General features: G+C 71.6%; 16 protein-coding genes. 6 read left to right on the forward strand and 10 right to left on the reverse strand.

Annotation, left to right across the window (positions count from 1 at the left end; all coding sequences use genetic code 11):
- Positions 1-51 precede the first annotated feature (51 nt).
- The 4 genes from rimO to P3X83_RS15580 all read left to right on the forward strand — a co-directional run bounded on the left by rimO (position 52) and on the right by P3X83_RS15580 (position 3,155).
- Positions 52-1,464, forward strand: coding sequence for a 30S ribosomal protein S12 methylthiotransferase RimO (rimO, locus tag P3X83_RS15565; protein WP_277305770.1), 1,413 nt, complete (start codon positions 52-54; stop codon positions 1,462-1,464).
- Complete coding sequence (pgsA, locus tag P3X83_RS15570; RefSeq protein ID WP_277305771.1) at positions 1,461-2,054, forward strand: CDP-diacylglycerol--glycerol-3-phosphate 3-phosphatidyltransferase; 594 nt, start codon at positions 1,461-1,463, stop codon at positions 2,052-2,054. Before rimO ends, pgsA begins: the two co-directional genes overlap by 4 nt.
- Positions 2,051-2,545, forward strand: coding sequence for a CinA family protein (locus P3X83_RS15575; RefSeq protein WP_277305772.1), 495 nt, complete (start codon positions 2,051-2,053; stop codon positions 2,543-2,545). Before pgsA ends, P3X83_RS15575 begins: the two co-directional genes overlap by 4 nt.
- A 253-nt stretch (positions 2,546-2,798) precedes the next feature.
- Positions 2,799-3,155 carry a helix-turn-helix transcriptional regulator gene (locus tag P3X83_RS15580; protein WP_277305773.1) on the forward strand — a complete coding sequence of 119 codons (357 nt, stop codon included), beginning with the start codon at positions 2,799-2,801 and terminating at the stop codon, positions 3,153-3,155.
- 8 nt (positions 3,156-3,163) lie between these two features.
- Here the strand turns inward: P3X83_RS15580 and P3X83_RS15585 are convergent, their stop codons facing one another.
- Entirely contained in the window at positions 3,164-3,982 is an 819-nt protein-coding gene (locus tag P3X83_RS15585; RefSeq protein ID WP_277305774.1) for a DNA-formamidopyrimidine glycosylase family protein, read from the reverse strand.
- A gap of 12 nt (positions 3,983-3,994) precedes the next feature.
- On the reverse strand, positions 3,995-4,444 hold the full coding sequence (locus tag P3X83_RS15590) for an Rrf2 family transcriptional regulator (protein WP_277305775.1): 450 nt from the start codon (positions 4,442-4,444) through the stop codon (positions 3,995-3,997).
- Positions 4,445-4,704: 260 nt separating this feature from the next.
- On the opposite strand from P3X83_RS15590, the gene P3X83_RS15595 reads away from it, so the two are divergent.
- Positions 4,705-5,883 carry an ROK family transcriptional regulator gene (locus P3X83_RS15595; RefSeq protein ID WP_277305776.1) on the forward strand — a complete coding sequence of 393 codons (1,179 nt, stop codon included), beginning with the start codon at positions 4,705-4,707 and terminating at the stop codon, positions 5,881-5,883.
- Between the two features lie 54 nt (positions 5,884-5,937).
- Here the strand turns inward: P3X83_RS15595 and P3X83_RS15600 are convergent, their stop codons facing one another.
- The 5 genes from P3X83_RS15600 to P3X83_RS15620 all read right to left on the reverse strand — a co-directional run bounded on the left by P3X83_RS15600 (position 5,938) and on the right by P3X83_RS15620 (position 12,368).
- Positions 5,938-7,443 carry a glycoside hydrolase family 3 N-terminal domain-containing protein gene (locus P3X83_RS15600; protein ID WP_277305777.1) on the reverse strand — a complete coding sequence of 502 codons (1,506 nt, stop codon included), beginning with the start codon at positions 7,441-7,443 and terminating at the stop codon, positions 5,938-5,940.
- A 130-nt stretch (positions 7,444-7,573) separates the two neighbouring features.
- The gene (locus tag P3X83_RS15605; protein ID WP_277305778.1) at positions 7,574-9,052 is read right to left on the reverse strand and encodes a glycoside hydrolase family 3 protein; all 1,479 of its coding nucleotides are present in this window, start codon (positions 9,050-9,052) and stop codon (positions 7,574-7,576) included.
- A 108-nt stretch (positions 9,053-9,160) separates the two neighbouring features.
- The gene (locus P3X83_RS15610; RefSeq protein ID WP_277305779.1) at positions 9,161-10,012 is read right to left on the reverse strand and encodes a carbohydrate ABC transporter permease; all 852 of its coding nucleotides are present in this window, start codon (positions 10,010-10,012) and stop codon (positions 9,161-9,163) included.
- A complete protein-coding gene (locus tag P3X83_RS15615) occupies positions 10,009-10,938 on the reverse strand; it encodes a sugar ABC transporter permease (RefSeq protein ID WP_277305780.1) in 930 nt (309 codons plus the stop codon). The genes P3X83_RS15610 and P3X83_RS15615 overlap by 4 nt, the downstream gene beginning before the upstream one ends.
- 95 nt (positions 10,939-11,033) lie before the next feature.
- A complete protein-coding gene (locus P3X83_RS15620; protein ID WP_277305781.1) occupies positions 11,034-12,368 on the reverse strand; it encodes an extracellular solute-binding protein in 1,335 nt (444 codons plus the stop codon).
- Between the two features lie 224 nt (positions 12,369-12,592).
- Between P3X83_RS15620 and P3X83_RS15625 the strand changes: the two genes are divergently transcribed.
- Complete coding sequence (locus P3X83_RS15625; protein ID WP_277305782.1) at positions 12,593-13,768, forward strand: ROK family transcriptional regulator; 1,176 nt, start codon at positions 12,593-12,595, stop codon at positions 13,766-13,768.
- Between the two features lie 52 nt (positions 13,769-13,820).
- On the opposite strand, the gene P3X83_RS15630 is transcribed toward P3X83_RS15625, so the two are convergent.
- From P3X83_RS15630 to P3X83_RS15640, 3 genes are read right to left on the reverse strand one after another with little or no spacing between them, the layout of a single operon-like run.
- Positions 13,821-15,713, reverse strand: a complete 1,893-nt coding sequence (locus P3X83_RS15630; protein WP_277305783.1) for a N,N-dimethylformamidase beta subunit family domain-containing protein — start codon at positions 15,711-15,713, stop codon at positions 13,821-13,823.
- A complete protein-coding gene (locus P3X83_RS15635) occupies positions 15,710-17,017 on the reverse strand; it encodes a condensation domain-containing protein (RefSeq protein ID WP_277305784.1) in 1,308 nt (435 codons plus the stop codon). Before P3X83_RS15635 ends, P3X83_RS15630 begins: the two co-directional genes overlap by 4 nt.
- The gene (locus P3X83_RS15640) at positions 17,014-17,343 is read right to left on the reverse strand and encodes an acyl carrier protein (protein ID WP_277305785.1); all 330 of its coding nucleotides are present in this window, start codon (positions 17,341-17,343) and stop codon (positions 17,014-17,016) included. Before P3X83_RS15640 ends, P3X83_RS15635 begins: the two co-directional genes overlap by 4 nt.

Here is a 17,343-nt window from a genome sequence, read left to right on the forward strand (position 1 = left end):
TCAGGGGTAGGGTCTCGGGTAGGTGGCAACTGCCGATACCGTAGTGTCACCATGTCATCCCGCCGAACCGCATCGCTGATCACGCTGGGCTGCGCGCGCAACGAGGTCGACTCCGAGGAGCTCGCCGCGCGCCTGGAAGCTGCCGGGTGGAGCCTCGGCGACGACGATCCCGACGTGATCGTCGTCAATACCTGCGGCTTCATCGACTCGGCGAAGAAGGACTCGATCGACACGATCCTCGCCGCCACCGACTCGGGCGCCAAGGTCGTCGCCGCGGGCTGCATGGCCGAGCGGTACGGCGAACAGCTCGCCGAGGCCCTTCCCGAGGCGTCCGCCGTCCTGTCCTTCGACGACTACACCGACATCGGCGAGCGCCTCGACGACGTCGTGGCCGGCCGTCCCCTGGTGCCGCACACCCCGCGTGACCGGCGCACTCTGCTGCCCATCTCGCCGGTGGGGCGCGCGGCGGCGCCGCCCGCGCACGCCATCCCCGGCCACGGCGAACTGCCCGAGGGCCTGGCCCCGGCCAGCGGCCCCCGACCGCTGCGCAAGCGGATGGACGACGGACCGGTGGCCTCGCTCAAACTGGCCTCCGGCTGCGACCGCCGCTGCACCTTCTGCGCCATTCCCGCCTTCCGGGGGGCCTACGTCTCCCGGCGCCCCGACGAGCTGCTCGGCGAGGCCGCCTGGCTGGCCGAGCACGGCGTGCGCGAGCTGGTGCTCGTCAGCGAGAACTCCACCTCCTACGGCAAGGACCTCGGCGACCTGCGCTCGCTGGAGGCCCTGCTGCCCCGCCTGGCGGCCGTCGAGGGCGTCGAGCGGGTGCGGGTGAGCTATCTCCAGCCCGCCGAGCTTCGGCCGGGGCTGCTGACGGCCATCGCCGCCACCAAGGGCGTGGCGCCGTACTTCGACCTCTCCTTCCAGCACGCCAGCGGCACGGTGCTGCGGCGGATGCGCCGTTTCGGCGATCCCCGCCGGTTCCTGGACCTGCTTGAGCGGATCCGCGCCGAGGCGCCGGAGGCGGGCGTGCGGTCCAACTTCATCGTCGGCTTCCCCGGCGAGACCGAGGCGGAGTTCGCCGAGCTGACCGACTTCCTCCAGGAGGCCAGGCTCGACGTGATCGGCGTGTTCGGCTACTCCGACGAGGAGGGCACCGAGGCCGCCGGCATGGCGGGCAAGCTCGACCCGGAGACCGTGGACAAGCGGGTGGCCGCCCTCACCGAGCTGGCCGAGGAGCTGACCGCGCAGCGCGCGGAGGAGCGCATCGGCACCGAGGTCGAGGTGCTGATCGAGGCCGACCTGGGCGACGGCGGCTACGAGGGTCGCGCCGCCCACCAGGGCCCGGAGGTCGACGGTTCGGTGACGGTCCAGGGCATCGGGCTGACGCCCGGCCAGATCGTGCGGGCCGTGGTGGTCGACGCCGAGGGCGTCGACCTGATCGCGCGGATCAAGGCCGGTCCATGACCGAGACACCGGACGCGACGTCGGCGGCCAAAAGCCGCCGGGTGAGCCCATGGAACGTCGCCAACGTTCTCACGGTCGTCCGTCTGGTGCTCGTTCCGTTCTTCGTCACCTGTCTGTTCCTGCCGGGCACCGGCTGGCGGGTCGCCGCCCTGGCGCTGTTCGTGATCGCCTCGCTCACCGACCGCCTCGACGGCGAGCTGGCCAGGCGCTACGGCCTGGTCACCGACTTCGGCAAGATCGCCGATCCGATCGCCGACAAGGCGCTGATCGGCGCGGCCCTGGTCAGCCTGTCGCTGCTCGACGAGCTGGCGTGGTGGGTCACGATCACCATCGTGGTCAGGGAGCTGGGCGTGACCCTGCTCCGGTTCGCGGTGATCCGGCACGGCGTGATCCCGGCCAGCTACGGCGGCAAGGTGAAGACCGTCCTGCAGATCGTCGCCATCGGCCTCTATGTCTGGCCCGGCGTCCCCGATCCGGTGCGCTGGGTGCTGATGGCGGGCGCGCTGGCGGTGACGGTGGTCACCGGGGTCGACTACGTCGTGCGCGCGGTGCGCCTGTCGCGGCTGGCCAGGGAGGCGCGGGGCGGATGAACCCGGCGGCGGCCAGAGCCCTGTCCCTGCTCTCCGGAGCGGGGCTGACGCTCTCCGTGGCCGAGTCGCTCACCGGGGGCCTTATCGGCGCCACCTTCACCGCCGTCCCCGGCGCGTCCGCCTCCTTCCGGGGCGGGGTGATCGCCTACGCCACCGAGCTGAAGGCCCGCCTGCTGGCCGTGCCGGGCGAACTGCTGGCCCGCGAGGGTGCCGTGCACCCGGAGGTCGCGGCGGCGATGGCCAGGGGCGTGCGCGAGCTGACCGGGTCCTCTTACGGCCTGGCGGTCACCGGTGTGGCGGGGCCCGAGCCCCAGGACGGCCGGCCCGTGGGCACCGTCCACATCGCGCTCAGCGGTCCCGGAGACGGTTTGTGGCAGCGTGATGCGCGTCTTAGGGGATCACGTGACGAGATCCGGGTAGAGACTGCGGAGGAAGCGGTTGATCTGCTGATAGATGTGCTAGAGGCAAACATGAGGGAACATTCCGGATGATTACCGTGTTACGTCACCAGCGAACATGCTCCTTACGGTCTGCCGCCACGTCGGTGGATGCGGGTACGGTGGAGCTGTGAGTGAGGTCCGTAAGCCATCGGCGAGAAGCGACTACTGCGGGAGCCCGGCCGGCGGGCCCACGGGAACGGTGATGACGGCGAGGAGCATGCACGAGGGTCATTCGAAAGATGGGCGGCATGAACCGATCGCGCGAAGTGGTGTGAAGGCACCGACACCGGGGAGGGAACGACAGATGGTCCTGCTGCGACAACTGCTCGGTGACGTGCTGCGGCGACTTCGGGTGCGGCAGGGCCGCACGTTGCGAGAGGTCTCCACCTTGGCGCGCGTTTCGCTCGGTTACCTCTCCGAGGTCGAGCGTGGTCAGAAGGAGGCGTCCTCCGAACTGCTGGCGTCCATCTGCGGCGCTCTCGGGGTTCCCCTGTCACAGGTCCTGCGCGAGGTCTCCGACCAGTTCGCGCTGGCCGAGCTGCAGGCCGCCCCGGTGATGGCCGACGTGCCCGAGCACGAGCGCCTGTCCATCGGCGAAGGTGTGGCCAGCGGCATCTCCGGAAGCGTGTTTCCCGAGGTCAAAGACATGGTGGCCGCCTGAGCGGCGGTTCACTCCGGCTGGCAGACCGCGCACCAGTAGACCAGCCGCTCTGGTGAGCGTGCCCGGGTTGATCCCGGTCGCGTCGCCTCTGTCACCGCGCCGCCGAGCTCGGTGACCCCGATCCGCGTGCCGCATCGGCGGCACGCGCGCCCCCCGCGCCCGTAGACCCACGTGCTCGCGCCCGGCCGGCGGTCCCCGGTCGTGATCGTGCCGGCCCGGTCCTTGTTGGCGTGGAGCAGCCGGTGCGCCAGAGCCGCCACGCGCTCCAGGTCCGCGACGTCGCGGACGCGCCGCCATGGCGAGATCCCAGCAAGGAAGAGCGTCTCGGCCCGGTAGATCGTCCCGATCCCGGCGAGGTTGCGCTGGTCGAGCAGGGCCTCGCCGATGGTCTGGTCGCCGTGGACGGCCAGCCGCCGCGCGGCCCGCGCGGCGTCCCAGTCGGGGCCGAGCAGGTCGGGCCCCAGATGGCCGACCACGGAGTCTTCCCTCGCGGTGGGCAGCAGGTCCACCATCCCCAGCCGGACGCCGACGGCGAGCCATTCGGCGTTGCCGAGGATCAGGCGGACGACGTCGCCGGGAGGCGGGCGGCCACCGGCGGGCAGCACCCGCCACGTGCCGTCCATCCGCAGGTGCGTGTGCACGGTCAGCGCGCCGTCCACGCGGGTCAGCAGGTGCTTGCCCCGGGAGAGCGTCTCAAGGACCGTGCGGCCCGTCAGATCGGCCGTGGCGTGCCTGGGGACCCGGAAGTCGGATCGGGTCAGCACGCGCCCGTCCAGAGCCGCGCGCAGGCGCTTGGCGGTCCGGTAGACGGCGTCTCCCTCGGGCACGGGCTTTCGGGGTCAGTCCCAGGCGGCCGGGTCGGCGGCGAGCTTGCGCACCCGGTCGGGCAGCGTGCCGGTGGACACATTGGCCAATGTCACTTCTTCGAGGATCGCCCGCTCGCTGGCGCGGAGCGCGATCCAGACCTCCTGCAGCGGTTCGGCCGCGCCCCGGTAGCCCACGTGCTCGGGGCGCTCGCCGCGCACGTTGGCCAGCGGGCCGTCCACGGCGCGGATCACGTCGGCGAGGGAGATCTCGGCGGGCGGCCTGGCGAGCACATAGCCGCCCTCAGGGCCGCGCTGGCCGCGGACCAGGCCCGCCCGGCGCATCTGGAGCAGGATGTTCTCCAGGTATTTCGGGGGCATGTCCTGCTCCTTGGCCAGCTCGCCCACAGTGGTCGGGCCGGCACCGGCGGCGGCGAGTTCGGCGGCGGCACGAAGGGCGTAGTCGACACGAGCGGATAGGCGCATGTTGTCGATTATCCCGCCTGGAGAACACTGGTCGGGCGGCGGGAGGGCATGAACGGGACCGAGAGGCCCTGGATGGCCCATCCCGGACGCCGGGGCATGACCTGCGCACAGATGATCGACATGGCGGCGAGCCGTGTTCTAGCGTGGGAATGGGTCCGTTACGCTGGGCGTACAACTAACAGGAAGCCTTATTAATTGACTCCTCCCGCTCATCTGGCTCGGCGAAGGCGGCGGGAAGACGGCGATCAGAGAGCATGGGTATGGAGCGACGTCCTGGGGTGCCCAGGTTGCTGCGGGAGATCAACGATCGGGCCGCCCTGGAGCTGCTACTCGCCTCCGGCCCCCTGACGCGGGGTCAGATCGGCGAGATGACCGGCCTGTCCAAGGTCACCGCGTCTCAGACGCTGGCCAGGCTGGAGGAGCGTGGGCTGGTAGAGGTGGTCGGCGAGCTGGCCGGGGGCCGAGGTCCCAACGCGGCGCTCTACGCCGTCGTCGCGTCCTCCGCCTATGTCGCGGGGCTCGATGTCGGCCCGGAGAGCGTCACGACGGCCATCGCCGACATACACGGCAGCACCGTGGCCGAGGTCACAGTCTCGCCGCAGGGGCACGACGACCCTGTGGCCGTCGTGCACAGCGGGGTGGTCAAGGCATGCCGTTCGGCGAAGGTGTCGCTGGCCAAGCTGCGCGGGGTGGTGATCGGCACGCCCGGCGTGGTCGATCCGCGCAGCGGCGACGTGCGGTTCTCCTTCGACCTGCCGGGCTGGCACGAGGGCATTCACGAGGCACTGGCGCGTGACCTGCGCCGTGAGGTCGTCATCGAGAACGACGTGAACCTCGCGGCGATCGCCGAGCGCGCCGACGGGCCCGCCCGCGACGCCGAGGACTTCGTGCTGGTGTGGGTGGGCCGTGGCCTGGGCCTCGCCGTCATGCTCGGCGGCAGGCTGCACCGGGGGCGTTCGGGCAGTGCGGGTGAGATCGGCTACCTGCCCGTCCCGGGAGTGCCGCTCGCCGAGGACGTGCGTGCCATTCCCGGCCGCCTGCCCTCGCTGGCGGGCGGTCTGCAGTCCCTGGTCAGCGTGGAGGCGGTGACCGAACTGGCGGAGACCTACGGGTTCACCGGCTCCAAGCAGGCCGAGTGCGTGGCGGCGGCGGTCAAGGCCGGCCCTGAGGGCGAGCCGCTGCTCGACGAGATCGCCTCCCGGCTGGCGCTCGGCGTGGCGTCGGTCTGCGTGGTCCTCGACCCCGGGCTCGTGGTGCTGGGCGGCGACGTCAGCCGCGCCGGAGGCACCGCGCTGTCCTCCCGGGTGGAGGAGGCCGTGGCCCGAATCTGCCCGATACGCCCGCAGGTGGTGCCAAGCGAGCAGAACGGCAACCCGGTCTTGCGCGGCGCCGTGCTGGCGGCGTTGGAGCGTGCCCGCGAGGAGGTCTTCGCGTCCTGAGCGCGGGTCCGGCCGCGCTCGTGTTCACCCAGACTTACTCGGATTTACCTGAATTTACTCGGACCGCCCGGAGATCACCTCGGCCGCGGCGGTCCCGCAGGCCAGTGACGAGCCGAACGTGGCCACGTGATGCGCCCCCGGCGTACCAGGCCCGGGGCGGCCCATCTCCACGATGATCGCGTCGGGCCGGTGCGACAGCACGGTCTCGATGGCCGCGGCGACCCAGCCGTGCCTCGACGCGTCGCGGCACGCCACCACCAGCGGCCTGCCCAGCGCGAACGCGATCTCGAAGCCCAGCAGCCCGGCCTGGCCGGGGTCGAGCCGCACCGCCGTGGTGCCGGGCAGCAGCGCCGCCAACGGCGCCGCCACGCCCCATCCGGTGGCGCGATCCACCGCCAGGTTGGTGACCGAGTCCAGCTCGATCACGTGCGGCGGCACTTCCAGCGGCAACGGCCCCGCGTGCTCCTTGGAGGTCACCCGGACGGCACGCCGCGCCGCCGCGAGCCCGATGCCCGCCTGCGCGACCGGAATCGGCCCACACGGCCCAGAGGCCCACGCGGCCAGCGTGCGGACCCGGGTGGCGGCGTCGGTGAGCCGCTCCTCGGACAGCGAGCCGTCGCGGACCGCCGCCACGATGGCGTTGCGGAGCATGTCCACGAGGCCGGGCGAGGTGTTCTCGCCGCCCACGCAGATCACGTCGGCTCCGGCGGCCAGGGCCCGCACCGCGACCATGCCCAGGCCGTAGCGCAGCGACAGGGACGGCATCTCGATGCCGTCGGTGACGATCAGCCCCTCGAAGCCCAGCTCGCCGCGCAGCAGGTCGGTGAGGATGCGCGAGCTCATGGTGGCGGGCCAGTGCGGGTCAAGTGCGGGGACGAGCAGATGCCCGGTCATGATCGAGCGGACGCCGGCCCGGATGGCGGTGCGGAACGGGGAGAGCGCGACCCTGGCCAGCTCGCCGGCGGTGGCGGTGACGGCGGGGAGGTCGTCGTGGGAGTCCACGGTGGTGGCCCCGTGCCCGGGGAAGTGCTTGGCGCACGCCGCCACACCGGCGGCCTGCAGGCCCGTGACCCAGGCGCGGGTGTGCCGGGCGACCAGCCACGGGTCGTCGCCGAAGGCCCGGGTGCCGACGACCGGGTTGTCGGCCGAGTTGACGTCGGCGACCGGGGCGTAGTTGAGCGTGATGCCCGCTTGGGCCAGCGCGGCTCCCACGTCGCGGGCGACGGCTTCGGTGAGGTCGGGGTCGTCCACCGCTCCCAGGGCGAGGTTGCCGGGCCGGGAACTGCCGGCCCTGACCTCAAGCCGGGTCACGTCTCCGGCCTCTTCGTCGGTGGCGATGACGACATGAGGGTTCTCGGCCCGTAGGCTCGCGGTGAGCGTGGCGAGCTGTTCGGGGCCGGTGATGTTCCGGGAGAAAAGCGTGACGCCGCCGAGCCCTAGGCTCAGGCGGCGTCGGATCCAGTCAGGGGCGGTCGTGCCGGTGAATCCTGGTTGCAACACACAGTCGGCGAGTCGTGCCAGGTCGGCGCTCGCGACGTCTCGGGCGGTATCGATGGTCATCGTGTCTCCGTCTCCGTGACGCGAGGTGGGCGGCCATGTTCCGGCCGCACTCACTGTTTAGCACCGATTCACCCTTTAAACAAGAAACTTTACTAACTAATCTTTGCTTCGCCCCTTGTCAACCGGTATGTCAGGACGCGGCAGCGGCCGCCATTCGATCGGGAAAGAGGAGTTCCGCCGCGGCCTGCGCGTTCGGCCGCGCGGCCCCGTAGGTGGCGACGTACGCCGCGCAGTCGGGCCTCCAGATGGGCAGGCCCATCTCCACCACCACGGTGTCCGGCCGGGCCGCGAGCAGTGCCGAGACGAACGCCCGGCTCGACTCGTGCCGGTGGGCGTCCTTGACCACGACCACCAGCGAACGGCCATTGGCGCGTTCCAGAATCGCGTCAGGCCGGCCGTCCGCCGGGACGAGGCGCACCACCTCGGCCAGCCGGGGCAGGTGGCCGAAGCCCCACGGCACGTCGCCGACGGCGATGGTCGGCGGGGTGTCCAGCTCGACGACCAGCGGGTCGACCAGCGGGGCCGTGGTGCCGGAGACGCTGACGGCGCGGCGGGCGGCGGTCAGGCCGATGGCCTGCTCGCCGTGCGCTCCCGGGCGGGGGGCGGTGAACCAGGCGCGCAGGGCGGCCACGCGCTCGGCGGCCTCCTCCAGTCTGGCAACCGGCAACCGGCCGTCGGCGGTGGCGGCCACGATCCCTGCGATGATCTCCCGCACGTCGTCCTCGGTGGGCAGCGGGCCGAGGCAGAGCAGGTCGGCGCCCGCCGCGAGGGAGAGCACCGCACCGCCGGCCAGGCCGTAGGCACGGGTGATCGCCGCCATGTCCAGCGCGTCGGTGACCACCACGCCGCCGAAGCCCAGCTCGTGGCGGAGCAGGCCGGTGAGCGCGGCGGGGGACAGTGTGGCGGGGGAGGCGCCGGTCAGGGCGGGCACCCGCACGTGCGCGGTCATGATGGACTTGGTGCCCGCGCGGATGGCGGCCTGGAAGGGCACCAGCTCGCGGGAGCGCAGCAGGTCCAGGTCGGCGTCCACCAGGGGGACCTCCAGGTGGGAGTCCACGGTGGTGGCCCCGTGCCCGGGGAAGTGCTTGACGCAGGCGGCGACGCCCGCCGACTGCAGGCCGTCCACGGCGGCGGCGGTGTGCCTGGCCACCAGGGCGGTGTCGTTGCCGAAGGCGCGGGTGCCGATCACCGGGTTGTCGGCGGCGGTGTTCACGTCGGCGTCCGGCGCCATGTCGAAGTTGATGCCGCAGCGCGCCAGTTCGTCGGCGATGGAGCGGTAGACCTCGCGGGTCAGCTCCACGTCGTCCACGGCGCCGAGGGCGGCGTTGCCCGGATACGGGCTGCCGGTGTGGTAGGCGAGCCGGGTGACGTCGCCTCCCTCCTCGTCGAGGGAGATGACCAGGTCTCCGGCCTCGCGCAGGCGCCCGGTGAGGGCGCTGAGCTGCTCGGCCTCGGCCACGTTGAAGCCGAACAGGGTGACGCCGCCGAGGCCGCGGCCGGCCTCGGCGAGCACCCAGTCGGGGGCCGTGGTGCCCTGGAAAGCGGCGAGCAGGGTGCCGGCCGCCAGACGGTACAACTCCCGGTCGGTAGTGTCGGGTATATCGGGCATGGCTCAGCTCCTAGCGGAACGTATGGGTAACGGTCGGTACGGCAGACCGGAACGGCGGCCCGCGCCTTGTGGGCGGCGAGCCGTCGCGACCGGGAAAGGAGGGCGGGATCAGCCCTTGACGGCGCCCGCGACGAGGCCGGAGACCATGCGTCGCTGCACCAGGAGGAAGAACACGAGGACCGGAATGGTCATCAGGGTGGAGGCGGCCATGATCCCGCCCCAGTCGGTGGAACGCTGCCCGATGAAGAACGAAAGGGCTCTCGGCATCGTGTACTTGGCAGGGTCGTTGAGCAGGGTGAGCGCGAAGACGAACTCGTTCCACGCCGTGATGAAGGAGAAGATGCTGGTCGCGACCAGGCCGGGCGCGACGAGCGGGAACAGGACCTTCCAGAACGTGGTGAACCGGGTGGCCCCGTCGATCCACGCCGCCTCTTCCAGGTCCTTGGGGACCGCGGCGACGAAGGTACGGAGCATCCATACCGAGAACGGCAGGGTGAGTCCGATATTGATCATGATCAGGCCGATGAGCTGGTCGTACATGCCCAGCCGGCGGACCATCAGGAACAGCGGGATGAGCAGCGCCTCGGCCGGCACCATCTGCACGATGAGCAGGAGGACCAGGAAGGACGTGCGGAACCTGAAGCGGAACCGCGCGACCGCGGTCGCGGCCAGCAGCGCGAACACCGCGCCGATCAGGACGGTGCTGAGCGCCACGATGGCGCTGTTGAGCAGGTACTCCCAGATGGTGTGCCCGGCCACGCCCTTGGTAAAGGCCCGGTTGACGTGTTCGAGCGTCGGGGACATCGGGATGGGGACGAACTCGGTCGTGTAGATCTCGTCGTTCGGCTTGAAGGCCGTCGCGACCATCCAGTAAACGGGGAAGACCGCGAACAGGAAGACGGCGATCCCGGCGCCGTTCATCCCCCACTTGGCCAGGCGTTTGCGGGCGAGTGGCGTCATCGGACGTCCTCCGCTCTGACGATCTGCCGGACGTACACGAACGTGATCAGGAGCAGCACCACGGTGAGGACCACCGCGATGGCAGCGCCGAGTCCCATGTCCGGCGGGGGACTGAACGCCTCGATGTAGCTCCACAGGGACAGGTTGAACGCCTCACGCGGCATGTTCGTGCCGCCGGCCAGCAGGAAGAGCTGGGTGAAGACCTTGAAGTCCCAGATGATCTGGAGCACCACGAGCACCGAGAAGACCGGCTTGAGCAACGGGAAGGTGATCTTCCTGAACGTCCTGAAGCCGCCGGAGCCGTCCACCTTGGCGGCCTCGTACAGCTCGGACGGGATGCTCTTCAGCCCCGCCAGCACGGAGACGGCGACGAACGGGAACGACGCCCACAGCACCGCGATGATCAGCACGAGGTAGATGGACAGCGGCTCGTTCAGCCAGGGTTCGCCGGTCCAGTCGGACCGGCCGAAGAGCAGTGCGGAGAACCAGTCGGGCAGTAGGTTCAGCGCCCAGTTGATGATGCCTGCGTCGGCGTCGAACAGCCACTTCCAGATGATGGCCTGGGAGGTAGGAGGCACCGCCCAAGCGGCCATGATGCCGACCACCACGACGGTGGACATCTTGCGGCCGAGCCGGTTGAGCAACATGCCGACCAGGGTGCCGACGATCAGCGTCAGCGCGCCGGTGACCACCGCGAAGACCACGGTGTTGCGCAGCGAGCTCCAGAAGAGGTCGGACTGGAGGACCGTCTGGTACTGCTCGAATCCCACGTACTTGGCGGGGATCGGGTTCTTCGGTCGGATCTGTCGAAGTCCTACCTCTTGGAAGGACATGACGACCATCTGATACAGGGGGTAGAGCAGGAGTGCCGCGATGATCAGCAGACCGGGCACGAGGAGCACGTAGGGGACCAGCCACGGCGGCATGCCACTGGCCCTGCGCGGCGGCCTTCTTCTCGGGCCCCGCGCCGGGGCGGAGGGATCGCCTCCGCCCCGAGCGATGGTTCGTGAATGCGCCATGGTTATGACTTGTTCAGGATCTCTTCGAGTTCCTTGTTGGCGTCGGCCAGGGCGGTGGTCGCGTCCTTCTCACCCTTGATCACCGCGCGTGCGGCGTTCTGCAGCACGGCCTTGGTGTCGTTGGCCTGAGCCCAGTTGGGGCTGGCCGGGAAGCCCTTGGCGACCTTGAAGGTCTCCGCGAAGGCCTTCTGGGCCGGGTCGCTGGCGTACTCGGCGAGAGCGTCCGGGTACAGCGGGAGGAGGCCGTTCTCCTTGGCGTAGCGGACGCCGAACTCCTTGCCCGCGGCCAGCTTGACGTACTCGGCGGCGAGCTCGGGCTCCTGGGTGTCCTTCCAGACGGCGATGTCGTTGCCGCCCTGGAACGCCGGAGCCGGGCCGGCGCCGTCCTTGGCCGGGATGGAGAAGAAGCCCATCTGGTCGGCCTTGACCTTGCCCTTGCTCTGCTCCTCGATGGTGGCGATGTCCCAGCCACCGGTGACGTACATGCCGACCTTGCCGGCCGCGAAGCGCTGCGCGATCTCGACCGAGTTCAGGTTCAGGCGCGACTTGCCGGACACGCCCTCCTTGGCCACCAGGTTGGTGTAGAAGTCGAAGCCTTCCTTGAAGGCGGGGTCGGTGAGCTTGCCGACCCACTTGCCGCCCTCGAAGGCGGCGAAGTCGCCACCGGCGGACCACACGAACGGCGACAGCGACATGTTGGCGTCCGAACCGCCGTTGAACGCGAAGCCGTCGACGTCGGAGCCCTTCTTCTCCACGACCGTCTTGGCCGCCTTGACGAGGTCGTCCCAGGTCTTGGGCTCCTCGATGCCGAGGTCGGCGAACCAGTCCTTGCGGTAGAGCACGGCGCGGGTACCGCCGCCCCACGGCACGGCGTAGATCTTGCCGTCGATCGTCTCGTAGCCCCACAGGTTCTGCGGGATCTGCTGGAAGTCCGGGGTGCTCTTGGCGACCTCGGTGATGTCGGACAGGGCCTCCTGGGCCACCCAGGCGGAGACCTGGTCGTTACCGAACTCGGTGACGTCGGGGCCCTCGCCGCTGGCGAGCGCGGCGGTCCACTTCTTCTGGGCATCCGGCCACGGCGTCCAGGTCAGCTCGACCTTGGCGCCGGTCTGCTGCTCGAACTTGGCGTTGAGGTCGTTCATGTACTTCTCGAAGACCTCGTTGGGGGCGCCGAGACGCCACACCTTGAGAGTCTTGCCGGCGAACTTCGGCCCGGCCGCCGATTCCGAGGCACTCGCCTGCGGCTCGGTCGGCTCAGACCCGCCACCACAAGCGGCGACACTGAGGACCAGCGCCGCCGAGGTGGCCGTCGCCAGTGTGAACTTCGAGATTCTCACTATGGGTTTTCTCCCTTCCCGGCTTCGCGTCGGGGGTCGCGCGCTTCGGGGGTGCGGGCCCTGGCAGGCCACCCCGCACCAGGTCGAATGCGACCTCGAACGGTCGGCTCTGTGACATCCCGAGGCGGGATCACTTGCCTGCGGGGTGACTGTCGCTAAACTAACAAGAAACTTTCTTAAAAAAAACGCTCGTTAGCGTATCGTGACGAGAGGGGGGCCGATCCTTGTCCCGACGCCCGGGAACTCCTCGGCTGCTGCGCCAGTTGAACGACCGCGCGGCGCTTGAGCTCCTGCTCTCCGACGGCCCGCTCACCCGGGCGGAACTGGGTGAGCGAACCGGACTATCCAAGGTTACGGCGGGACAGCTCCTCGCGCGCCTGGAAGGCCGAGGTTTGGTCGCACCAGTTGGGGAACAGGCCGGCGGACGCGGCCCGAACGCGGCGCTCTACGGGGTCGTGCCGTCCAGTGCCTATGTCGCGGGCCTGGTCGTCCTGCCCGACCAGGTCAAGGCGGGCATCGCCGACATCACCGGGGAGCTGATCGCGGAGATAGCGGTCGATCCGAACGGCCACGACGACCCGGTCCGGGTGGTGCACAACGCGGTGCAGCGGGTGTGCCAGACCGCGCGGGTGTCGATGGCCCAATTGCGTGCGTGCGTCATCGGAACCAGGGGTGTCGTGGATCCCCATACCGGCGACGTGCGGTTCTCCTTCGACCTGCCGTCCTGGCACGACGGGGTGCTCGCCGCGTTGAGCGCGAGCCTGCAGCGCCCGGTCGTGATCGAGAACGACGTGAACCTCGCGGTGATCGCCGAGCGTGAGCACGGCGCGGCCCGGGGGCTCGCGGATTTCGTCCTGGTATGGGCGGGAATCGGGCAGGGCCTCGGGGTGATGTTCGGCGGACGGCTACACCGGGGCAGCAGCGGCGGCGCGGGCGAGATCGGCTGGCTCCCGGTCCCGGGCGAGCCGCTGCCGGTCAACGTCACCGAGCCGCAGTCCGGCTCCTTCCAGCGCCTGGTGGGCGGCGAGGCCATCGCCGGGCTCGCCGCCGCCAACGGACTGCCGCCCGGCTCCATCGGCGAGCAGGTCACCGCGGCCGTCGCGGCGCTGCGGGCGGGCGACGGGGACTTCATCGAGGAGATCGCCGGACGCCTGGCGATCGGCGTGGCCGCCGTGACCGTGGTGCTCGATCCCGGCCTGGTGGTCATGTCCGGCGACGTCGGCAGGGCGGGCGGTGACATCCTCGCCGCCAAGGTCGAGGAGGCCGTCGCGCGGATCTGCCCGAGCCGTCCCCGGGTGCGGGTCACCCAGGTCGAGGGCGACCCGATCCTGCGGGGAGCCATCCTCGCGGCGCTCCAGCGAGCCCGCGAGGACGTCTTCACCAGCACCGTGGACAACTGAACCGGCACCGCACGACCGGGCCGCACACGGCTCACCCGGACTGCGCCGCCGCTCAGACGGTGCGCCACCGGGTGGGAGTGGTGGCTCCCGCCGTGATCAGGCGGCCCGCGTGCGCGGTGAACGCGATGCCCGCCATGCCGGGCGCGCCGGGGCCGGTGCCGGCCAGCGGCCGCCACTCCTCGTCCGCGGCCGACGGCAGGCGCGTGCGGATCGCACCGGTCGCGTCCATGGCGTACAGGCGGCCGACCATGCCGCTGAGCGCGACCGCCCCGGCGGACGAGCCGATCTCCGCCCAGGCGCCCGCGCGCGCGTCGGCGTACGCCAGGCGGTGCAGGCGGCCCGCCGTGGTCGCCGCGTAGAAGGCCCCGTCGCTCGCGGCCAGTGCGACCGTCCCGGCGGGCGCGCGGCAGACGTCGGTCCACCCGGTGGACGCGGCGGGCAGCGGCCGGTGGCGCAGCACCCCGCTCGGGGTCACGCCGTACAGGCCGAGGCCCACGTCGCCGCCCGCCTCGCGGGGGACGTCCAGGCAGCGCACCCCGCCCGCGTCGGCGACCGGCCGCCACGGCAGGTTCTGCCCGCACAGCTCACGGACGTGCAGCACGCCGCCCGCGCCGACGCCGTACAGCGACCGGCCGTAGCCCGCCAGCGCGACCATGTCGGCCTCCGGGCCGATGACCTCCCACGCCGCGGGGGCGCGGGGCGCGGACAGGCGGTCGATCACGTTGCGGGTGATCCGGTCGACCACCGGGTCGGTGAGGCCATTGCCCCAGTTCACCGTGGCCGCGGTGAAGACCGTGCCGGAGCCGCTGGTGAACACGCCAAGGGTGGCCGCGCCGCCCTGGCCGTACGCGCTCCAGTGCCGCAGGTCCGCCGTGGCCAGCACCACGAACGAGGACGGCGTGCCGTCCCTGGACGTCACCCGGGGCACGCCCATGACCTCCACGTACTCGGCGGCGTCGGTCTCGTAGCCGAGCGTGCCCTGCCCGAACTTGTCGCCGTCGGTGAGCCCGGTGCCCTCGAACACCCAGTGCCCGGCGAACCTGACCGTGTACGACTCCTGCAGGATCAGCGGCATGCCCGGACCCCAGGCGCCCGCGCCCTGGCGGAAGCTGACCCCGGTGAGCGTGTTCTCCGGCCGGTCGACCGGCGCGGCGGACCACTCGGTGGTCACCAGCCGGGGATCGGGGCTGGGGTCGGTCGCCGGGTCGCGGTAGCACACCATCGTGCGCAGGTCGTCCTCCAGCCGGATCTGCCACCAGGCGGTGTTCCCCGAGAAGAACGCGATGTTCCCGCCGCGCCGGACGAACTCCTCCGCCGCGTCGCGCATCCCGGCCGACCAGTACTCGTCGTGGCCGCTGACGACCAGCAGCCGGTAGCCGGACAGCAGGTCGAGACCGTCGTGCAGGTCCAGGTTGGAGCAGTAGTCCACGTCGTACCCGGACGGGCCGAGCCAGCGCATCATGCCCTCCTCCCACCGCTCGGGCGGTGGTCCGCCGCCCGGCCGGTCGAAGGACACGTGCGAGGCGCGCGTGGGCTCCTCGCTGTAGTAGATGCTCTGGCCGGGCTCGCCCGCCCGGTTGTAGGCCTGCCACGTGGTGAACGGCACCGACAGCAGCACCGGCGAGCGGGGGCTCGGCGCGCGCACCACGAAGTGGACCTCGTTGTCCGGGGAGACGTCCGCCCCGGGCAGCCGCTGCTCGCGCGGCCACGGCAGGTCGATCTCCTCCTCGTCCGGGGCGAGGAACCGCGCCCGGTAGAGCGAGCTGGCCCAGTCCCCGGGGATCGCGAGGTCCCACTCTGGGCCCTCGACCAGCGCCGACAGCAGCCGCCGGTCGGTGGTCGCGTCCGCGACGCTCACCCGGACCGGGCCCGGCGCGGATACGTGGAAACGCAGAATCCCGCCGGCGGCGCAGGAAGTGGCCCCGGCGTACGCTGTCACCGTCATCCGGCGTGAACCCCCTGGACCGCGGCGCGCATGGCCGCCTCCACGAGCAGGTCCTCGAACCCGCGCAGCCACGACTCCATCTCCGCCCTGGGCAGATAGCGGGTGTCGGCGGTCACCGAGACGCCCAGCCCGGCGGGGCCGCCGGTGATGTGCACGCAGAACCGGCAGTTCAGCCGGTCCTGGGAGAGCGGCCAGGTGATCGCGGACGCGCCGAGCGCGTCGTTGATCTCCCCGGGCTCCCACGCACGCGGCGGGGGCTCGGCGAAGCGCATGTCGTTGAAACAGCAGTACGGGTGCACCCGCACGCCCTTGGCCGCGCTGGCCCGCGCGGTCGCCGCGGCCCGGCCCGCCGGGTCGTGGTAGGCGTGCCGGTAGGCGCGCAGCGCGGCGGGCTTGGCCGCGCGCAGCAGGTCGTCGAACCGCTCGGCGGTGACGTCGCAGGCGAACAGCCCCTCCTGGGACAGCGTGGTCACCGTGGTCCTGGTGTCGGCGCGGAAGCGGTTGCCGACGATCGGCAGCATCGCGCACCTGGAGCGGCCCGTGGCCCGGCCCACCATCGCGGCGCTCGCCGCGAGCAGCACCGTCGAGGTGGTCGCGCCGTGCCGTACGGCCAGCCGCTGCGCCGCCATGGCCGCGGCCCGGGACGTGAGCAGCGCCCGCCAGATCGGCGGGTCCGCCGCCTCGGCGACCCGGCCGGGGAACATCGACGCCGGGGCGTCGGTCAGCTCCCGCTCCCAGTACTCGTCGGCGGCGCGGGCCAGCCGTAGTCCCTCCGGCGAGGACTGCCAGCGCGCCAGGTCGCCCGGCTGCGTCGGCGGCGGGCCGGGCACCGCGCCGCGCATCAGCAGCAGCCGCAGGTCGCGCAGCACGATCTCGGCGCCCAGGCCGTCGCAGGCCAGGTGGCAGAAGACCAGCACCACGTGCCCGACCGTGCCGTCGCAGACGACGGCGCCCGCGCGCAGCGGGGGCTCGGCGGCGTAGTCGAAGGCCGCCGACTCCAGCCGCGCCCGCAACTCCTCGGCGACGGCCTGCTCCTCGCCCGGCTCGGCGCGCACGACGCCGAGCGCCGGTTCGCCGCCCTCGCCCACGACCTGGACGGGGCCCGGGCCGATCGTGCTGCGCAGCGCCTCGTGCCGGGCCACCAGCAGGGTGAGGGCCCGGCGCACGTCCTCGACGCCCAGCGGGCGGATCGAGCGCGGCACGGTCAGGATCCGGCCGAAGTTGAAGTACCGGTCGTCCGGGGCGGTCTCCTGGATCGCGTCCCAGATGGCCCGCTGCCCCCAGGTGAGGGGCGCGGCCGTCACGACGTCCGCCCGTTCACGTAGTCGGTCAGCAGGCCGAGGTCGTCCAGGGTGGCCAGGGACTCGTCGGAGAAGTCCACGTCCACGCCGAACTCGCGCTCGATCGCGTCGATCAGCCGCATCTGCGCCAGCGAGGTGACGCCGAGCGCGGACAGCGGCACTCGCGCCGTCAGCGCCTCGTCCGCCGTGACCTCGCCGTCGGTGGCCGTGGCCACCAGTTCGGCCAGCCGCTCCCGGACGCGCTCGCTGTCGCTTCCCGAGGTGGTCTCCGTGGTGGTTCGCCCGTCGGCAGGGTGCTCCCGCACCGGCCGACCCCCCACTGTGTTCAC

It is taken from the genome of Spongiactinospora sp. TRM90649, from assembly GCF_029382225.1.
Lineage (GTDB): Bacteria > Actinomycetota > Actinomycetes > Streptosporangiales > Streptosporangiaceae > Spongiactinospora.